Annotated in this window: 5 protein-coding genes; 2 read left to right on the top strand and 3 right to left on the bottom strand. The window is 53.0% G+C overall.

Translation table 11 applies throughout. The features are described from left to right. Nucleotides 1–425: 425 nt before the first annotated feature. Nucleotides 426–1,379, top strand: a complete 954-nt coding sequence (locus tag FU672_RS18180; RefSeq protein ID WP_148244291.1) for a nickel/cobalt transporter — start codon at nt 426–428, stop codon at nt 1,377–1,379. 34 nt (nt 1,380–1,413) lie between these two features. Here the strand turns inward: FU672_RS18180 and proP are convergent, their stop codons facing one another. Further along, nucleotides 1,414–2,916 carry a glycine betaine/L-proline transporter ProP gene (gene proP, locus FU672_RS18175; RefSeq protein WP_148244290.1) on the bottom strand — a complete coding sequence of 501 codons (1,503 nt, stop codon included), beginning with the start codon at nt 2,914–2,916 and terminating at the stop codon, nt 1,414–1,416. A gap of 648 nt (nt 2,917–3,564) precedes the next feature. Here proP and kdgT point away from each other — a divergent pair. Then, nucleotides 3,565–4,557: a 2-keto-3-deoxygluconate transporter gene (gene kdgT / locus FU672_RS18170; RefSeq protein ID WP_148244289.1), complete on the top strand. Its 993-nt coding sequence runs from the start codon at nt 3,565–3,567 to the stop codon at nt 4,555–4,557. Nucleotides 4,558–4,620: 63 nt separating this feature from the next. Here the strand turns inward: kdgT and FU672_RS18165 are convergent, their stop codons facing one another. Together FU672_RS18165 and crfC are read right to left on the bottom strand one after the other, a co-directional pair. Next, entirely contained in the window at nt 4,621–5,496 is an 876-nt protein-coding gene (locus tag FU672_RS18165) for a diguanylate cyclase regulator RdcB family protein (protein ID WP_148244288.1), read from the bottom strand. Further along, entirely contained in the window at nt 5,493–7,847 is a 2,355-nt protein-coding gene (crfC, locus tag FU672_RS18160) for a clamp-binding protein CrfC (RefSeq protein WP_148244287.1), read from the bottom strand. Before crfC ends, FU672_RS18165 begins: the two co-directional genes overlap by 4 nt. Nucleotides 7,848–7,946: the final 99 nt, after the last annotated feature.

Here is a 7,946-nt window from a genome sequence, read left to right as displayed (position 1 = left end):
TTGTCCGGAGACATTAAGAATCCATGTCACTTTGAGTGCCCACACAGATTGTCTGATAAATTGTTAAAGAGCAGTGCAACGCGGCTTTCGCTCACCGTTGCGAGGTGGCGTATATTACGCTTTCCTCTTTCAGAGTCAACCCGTTATTTCAGGATTTTTTCTCTTCAACCGACCGGGTTGTTTGTGAAGTGATTCACATCCGCCGTGTCGATGGAGGCGCATTATAGGGAGTTCTCAGCAGGCCGCAACCGCTAAATGACAGAAAAATGACTGACTGCTGCATTACACAGCAAAACCCCGCCTTATACCCTTTTATGCACAAAGTTATCCACAATCATGAACAGATCGCGATGCGATCCCACGAATTGAGCGGGAAGATCAACTATACTAGCGGCAAATAATCTCCTCTGTGCAGGCCCATCCTCATGACCACACAACGCCTCGCCCGTGACTGGCGTCTCCCTACAGCAGGGGTGATGCTGCTGGCAATCTTCTTTGCGGGGTTTACCCTGCATGCGCACTGGAACGCTTTTATCCAGTGGTGCCTCGCCACGCAAATTACGCTACACCGTTATCTGGTGATGTATCTGCTGCAGCTTAATAACCACCAGTACAGCGGCGGATTATGGCTGTTAACGGGGGCTTTCCTTTATGGTGTCCTTCACGCCATCGGACCCGGGCACGGGAAATTCATTGTAACGACCTATCTGACCACAAATAAGGAAAGCGAGCTGGCCGCCCGGGTCGTCCCTTTCCTGGGTAGCCTGATGCAGGGCGTCAGCGCCATTCTGTTTGTCTTTATTCTGGCGGTGGGGTTTAACCTCGCCTCAGGGGATATCAGTACCAGCCGCTGGTACGTGGAGAAGATAAGCGCAGTGCTTATTGGCGCATTTGGTGCGTTTGTTATTTACCAGGCGCTGAAGAGCCTGCGTCCACACAGGATAACGATCTCAGCCATCAAGCCACTTCATCAGCACGATGAACACTGTGGTTGTGGTCATCATGGCGTGGGGGCAAACCTAACACAAGGTAACTGGAAAACGCGCCTGGGCGTCATTCTGGCGATTGGCGCACGTCCGTGCAGCGGGGCGATCATGATCCTGATGTTTTCGAACGCGCTGGGCATTGTCACCTGGGGGGTGGCCGCAGTCATGACCATGTCTTTGGGGACCGCACTCTCTATTGTGGGGCTTTCACTGGCAGTACGTTACGCCCGCGAGCGCACGGTGACCTGGTTCGGTGAAAGCGCCTCATTAAGATGGCTGGTGCCGGCAGTCAAAATAGCCGGAGGGATAGTGCTGATCCTGTTCGCGACGGTACTGTTCCTGACGGTGATCCCCGTCAGCGCCAATGGCGACTACATCGCTGCGGGATGCTAATAAAAGAAAACCCGCCGTTGGCGGGTTTCTTTTATTACTCGTTGATGCGTGGATGCTGGTCCACCAGTCGGGAGCGTTTTTTCTGCAGCTCTTCAATCTCAGCGTCAATATCCTCAATCTTCTGCTCTACGTTATCGTAGTGCTCACGCAGGATCTCTTTCGCTTCCTGGATATCAGACGCCGCAGGCGTTGCACCTTTCAGAGGACGATTCGCCGTCTCCTTCATGGTAATACCGGTAATCAAACCAATCACCGCGATCACCATCAGGTAATAAGCCGGCATCATCAGGTTCTGCGTGCTCTCTACCAGCGAAGCGGCAAGCGTCGGGGTCAGACCGGCAATCAGCACCGAGATGTTAAAGGCCGCGGCCAGCGCGCTGTAGCGAATATGCGTCGGGAACATCGCGGGCAACGTTGAGGCCATCACCCCGATAAAGCAGTTAAGGATCACCGCCAGCATCAGCAGACCGGCAAAAATCAGCCCCAGCACATCACTGTTAATCAGTATGAATGCCGGAATTGCCAGAGCAAACAGCGCAACGCTTCCCAGGATAATGAACGGTCGACGGCCAAAACGGTCACTCAACAGGCCCATAATCGGCTGCACAAACAGCATACCGACCATGATGGCGATAATAATCAGCACACCGTGATCTTCCGAGTAGTGCAGGTTATGCGACAGATAGCTCGGCATGTAGGTCAACAGCATGTAGTAGGTCACGTTGGTCGAAATCACCAGACCAATACAGGTCAGCAGGCTGCGCCAGTGCTTAGTGGCAATCTCTTTGAACGACACCTTCGGCCCCTCCTGCAGCCCTTCGCGGTCACCCTGTTCCAGTTTTTCGACGTGCTGCTGGAACGCGGGCGTCTCCTCAAGCGCATGACGCAGGTAGAGACCAATAATCCCCAGCGGCAATGCCAGGAAGAACGGGATACGCCAGCCCCAGTCGAGGAAGTTATCTTCACCCACCACGGTTGAAATCAATACCACTACGCCCGCGCCCAGAACAAACCCGGCAATCGAGCCGAAGTCCAGCCAGCTCCCCATAAAACCGCGCTTACGGTCCGGGGAATACTCGGCAACGAAGATCGAGGCACCGGTATATTCACCGCCCACGGAGAAGCCCTGAGCCATCTTACAAATCAGCAGCAGAATCGGTGCCCAAATGCCGATGGTGGCGTAAGACGGTATAAGGCCGATACAGAATGTACTGATCGACATAATGACGATGGTGATGGCAAGGATTTTCTGACGACCATATTTATCGCCGAGCATACCGAAGAACAGACCGCCCAGCGGGCGAATCAGGAAGGGAACAGAGAACGTACCGAGTGCGGCAATCATCTGCAGGCTGGGATCGGCCCCAGGGAAAAACACTTTACCTAACGCATAGGCCACAAAGCCGTAGACACCAAAATCGAACCATTCCATCGCATTACCGAGCGAGGCTGCGGTAATGGCTTTACGCAGCTTTGCGTCATCAATAATGGTGACGTCGCGAAGCGTGATGGGTTTAATCTTTTTCCTTCTTAGCATAGCTATCCTCGTTGACTCGGCCCTGTCTGTTTCACAGTCCAGTTTGCGTTCTGTGAACCATGGGATCCGCTCCATGCGAATCGCCTTATTCAAGCGTAGCAGGTTTACTTACATTGACGTTTTACGTCGATACAACCGAACCTGTTGACGCCTGCCTGGGCAGTTAATGACCTTTTTACCCTACCAGCGTTTATATTTGTGATCAACTTCACACATATTTTCGTGTCTGGTCAACTCAGTCCAATTTTTGTCAAGGAGTGCCAATAAGCACTTCCTTAACCTACCTAAAGAACATCCTCACATGCGTCATTATTTCTTTCGTAACAGAAAAACAAACCACGTTAATTCACATCAGATTTACATAAATTTTCATCAACAGGAACCGGCCTCAAGTTTTACATTCAATATGTGACAAAGATAACTAAAACGATGTTTTATTTTGATTGAATCACTATTCCAATGATCGCATGATAAATCCGAATTCAACGTCTTAGGTGTTTCTGAATGAGGTTAATCGGGAGCACACATTTAATTATGTTGCAGAGTTATCGAAAAAAGACCGCAAGCAATAAGAGCAATTAATTGAATTTATTGACTAATTCTTAATACCTATCACCCGTCCTGCGGGATCCGATGTGAGGTTTGTCCATGAAGATTAAAGCCACGATAGAACGCATACCTGGCGGTATGATGCTGGTTCCGCTGGTACTGGGCGCGATCCTGAATACCCTTGCTCCCGATACCGGAGCTTATTTTGGGGGTTTCACAAAAGGCATGATAACAGGCACGGTTCCCATTCTCGCCGTCTGGTTTTTTTGTATCGGCGCATCCATTAATTTGCGGGCAACGGGTACTGTAATACGGAAATCCGGAACGCTGGTGATAACCAAAATAGCCGTAGCCTGGGCGGTGGCAATGTTATGCGCGATGTTCATTCCGGAGGATGGAATTCAGACCGGGTTCTTCGCGGGTTTATCGGTCCTGGCGATTGTCTCGGCGATGGATATGACCAACGGTGGATTGTACGCCAGCCTGATGAACCAGTACGGAACGAAAGAAGAGTCCGGCGCATTTGTGTTGATGTCTCTGGAGTCCGGCCCGCTGATGACGATGCTGATCCTGGGGTCTGCTGGCCTGGCCTCGTTTGAACCCCACCACTTTGTCGGCGCGATCCTGCCCTTCCTGGTCGGTTTCGCCCTTGGCAATCTCGATCACGATCTGCGTGATTTCTTCAGCAAAGCCACGCCGGTGCTGATCCCGTTCTTCGGTTTCGCACTGGGGAACACCATCAATCTGAAAGTCATTCTCGATACCGGCCTGCTGGGTATTGTGCTGGGTGTCGCCGTGATCGTCATCACCGGTATTCCGCTGATAATTGCTGACCGCGTAATCGGAGGAGGAAACGGTACGGCCGGCATCGCCGCCTCTTCAGCCGCAGGTGCTGCTGTCGCAAACCCGGTGATTATTGCCCAAATTAACCCGGCCTTCGAACCGGTGGCCGCTTCAGCGACGGCGCTGGTTGCCGCGAGCGTGATTGTCACCGCGATTCTGGTCCCCATCATCACGGCGCTGTACGCGAAACGCTATGCAAGTGTCCCCGAGCAGGACATCGAACGAAAAGCGGTAGAACTCCGCCATTAACACACCGCACCAAACCATCCCCTCTCCCCTCCGGGGAGAGGGTTAGGGTGAGGGGTAAGGGATTCACCCAAAAATCTCTTCCACCATCCCGTCCACCAGTCGTTTTGCCGAACAGAGCCTTGGCATACCCAGCGCGACGGTCTGCCAGTTTTGCGTCACTGACCAGCTCACCGGATGTTGATCCGCCTGACACCAGTCCCCCAGCCACCCCAGCATGTCTTTATGATCGATTAAACCCGGAGAGGCCGGCGTTGTCAGCCACTGGTGATAGAAATGGCGGGTCGTGGGGGATGCATTGATGCCCTGCGCCAGATAGTTAGCCGCCATGCTGCGCAGGTTATCCTTAAGCATTGCCGCCACATCTTCATTCGCGAGGCGGCATGCGTCACCAAATGCCCCCCAGCGCAACTCTTCCAGGACGATAAAACAGCGCCCGGCCAGCGACCAGCCATCATAATGCCCGGCCCGCCAGCGGGTAAAAATCTGCTCGCTGTGCTCACCCGCCTGCACCGTGAGCCCGCGCTGGGTCAGCGCCTTCTCTTTATATGCTGCGCGTTGGGTAAAATGAGAAGCGAGTTCAGCGTACTGCTGCATCAGCCCGGGGGATTGCGGGGCGCGCGGGTGCGTCTGCTGGCGCAAAGCAATCAGCTTCTCTGCCATCAGCGTCAGCGCGAGATGACCCGGATCAAGCATGCCGGCCAGTTTTTCCGCCAGCCCCAGGCGCAGCGCTGCATTTTCATTGAGCATGCCCGCCATCGCCCAGGGGCGTAGCCGGGTATGCGTCATGATTTCCTGAGTCAAACGCTCACGAAACTGAAGCTGTTGTGGTCCCAGATGAGGATGACGCGCCGCGTCACCCCCCTGCACCAGATCGACCATAAATTTTGGATTAATACACTCCAGTGTTCGCCCGGGGCCGTCCAGCAGTGGTGTTGTCATGGTTGCTCTGCCGCGAATAGAGTTTGAATATCATCGCGTAACAGTCGGGTATCTTCCTGTATCCACGTCGCAGTAGTGATACTTTGCTTCAACAACTGACAGAGCGCTCGGGTTGAATGCTCATTCTGTTGACGCACTGCGAGGCTATCACGCAAGCTTTCCTGTAACCCGGTCAGGCACAACGAAAATTCTGCGAAGAACGTTGCCATTCCTGCCGTAACAGAGACATCGACCTGCGCGGACAAAGCTTTACGTATTTGTTCACAAAACTGTTCAATATGTTGCTTAAATTTGTCATGTAGCTGCGCAATGTCGATAACATAGCGCGTGCGCGTTTCCACATACTCATCCCAGCCCCAGCCCGGATTATTGAGCCAGCGAGAGACCGTTTCTCGCATGCTGCTCCCGCCTGATGGCGAGCCTGCCTGACTGTCATCCTGCGCAATCGCATCGTTAAACAACGCCCGCGTATTGAAGTTAAGCTGGCTCGCCTGAAACGCAGGGAAACTGATTCGCGCCCGAAAACCCGCATGGCTCAGATGCTCTTTAATACGCGTTTCGATGGGGCGCATGGCTTCATTCAGGGAACGCGCCAGCGTAGACTCGAGCTGGTCGAAGCGTAACGCCAACTCCCGGCAAATCTTCGTCTGCGCATCCAGCATCACAAGCTCGCAGGAGGAGCGGATTTTACTCAGCGCAATCTGCGCCTGCCCTTCATCGTCCAGAACCAGCTGCTTCAGCTCGTGCGGCTCGTCACCATGAGGGTTCTGCCGATCGATGCCTGCCAAATCAAGAATATGCTGAACACTGAACACCTGGCCAATCGCCTGGTTAAGCGCGATTTTTTGGGCCCCCATAAAGTCCGCAGTGGCGTTCAGCGCCTCCTCAACTTCATGTTTCACCTCATCGCTCACCACGCTCTGGCGCGTCTGCAGAAGCGTCATGTCCTCTTCCAGACGTGCGATATTCAATTCCAGCGCCTCAAAGGCAACCGTCAGACCCTGATAGCGGAAGTCGAGGTACTCCCGGGCATTTTGTGCGTAATTCAGTAGCTTATGCGAGGCCGAACGCAACGCGTATAGCGAGGCGTTGGCATAGGCGGCGTAAATCAGTTTGCGTATGGGTTGTTCAAATAGTGAATCTTCCCAGAGCAAATCGGCAGAATGACGAATATGATCGATATCGTCCAGGTCCGCCGTACGCCAGCGACGTCCAAGTGCAGCTTCGGCAAAATCCTGCACCCAGGGTTGCTCCTGATGATCCGGCAACTGTCCGTGGGTACTCATCTCGTAGCGAGCGCGGTTCGCCAGATACGCCCACATGGACGAAACGGGGTAGATCTGGCCAGGCGAAATATTGCCTTTCATTAAGGTGCCGGAGATCATCGCCCGGATCTGCTCTTCATCGTCGCTATTGCGATCTTTCTGATCGAATTTATTGACCAGCGCATACAGCGGCACTGATTTTCCCGCTGCGGAAATGGCCTGGCGGACTTCTTCATCAGAGATGGATTTAAGCTGGGTATAATCCATCACGGCCAGCACCGCCGACGCGCGGGACAACTGCTCGCTGAGCATTTTTTGCAGATGCGGCTGTCCGGCCTCATTCGGCCCGGGCGTGTCGAGCAGCGTCAGTTGCCCGAGATGAGCATCCAGACCCGCAAGATGCACGAACTCCACTTCAATCACCGGAATATGTTCGATGGCAGCATATTCAGAGAACGGAAATTCCACACCTAACGCCTGGGATAGCCTCACCAGGTCGTTGAGGCTTTTCAGACAATGAAATATCGGCTGCGCGCCCAGGTGATGCTTCTCAAAAGCCTCCCCTTTTTCAATGCGCTCCAGCAGCGTATTCATGTCTTTATCAATTTCCAGATGCTGGGCCAGCTTCCCGCGATCGTAATCGCATAGCTTTTTCTGAAGCAGTTGAATCAATTCATCAATCGGCGAGGCATGTGAGAAATGCAGCACCGGCTCCTTCTGACCCGGCGTATGGCGAATCAGGGTAGGTAGCGCCGTCATCGGACGATTGCGGTTCGGCAACACTTCGGTACCCACAATCGCATTAATGGTGGTCGATTTCCCCGCTTTCATGGTGCCAACAATAGCCAGGACCATTTCCAGCCGGGTTATTTTCCGTAATTCATTATTCAGCATCGCCTGCTGCGCGTCGACACCGCGCGCACTAAAATGCAAAGGTAAAACGTTGTTCTTTTCACCCGTAATGGCAGCCGCTGTGCTCTCCAGCATCGCAGTCGGCATTGATTTCAACGTATCAAGATTTTGCAGGGCGAGCTGTAACAAACGCTCAGCTTCCTGGCTTAATTCAAAAATGGTCTGTGTGTGCATGATAAAAGCCTTTCCTTAACGCAAATTTATTACTTTTATTAAGCCACTGGTATTAATTATGTTGTTCAGGCTTATATGATCACGTGTGGAAAACATGTT

This window comes from Enterobacter asburiae, assembly GCF_008080435.1.
GTDB lineage: Bacteria > Pseudomonadota > Gammaproteobacteria > Enterobacterales > Enterobacteriaceae > Enterobacter > Enterobacter asburiae_C.
The sequence above is the reverse complement of the archived record's forward strand: the minus strand, read 5'-3'. Positions and strand labels throughout refer to the sequence as shown.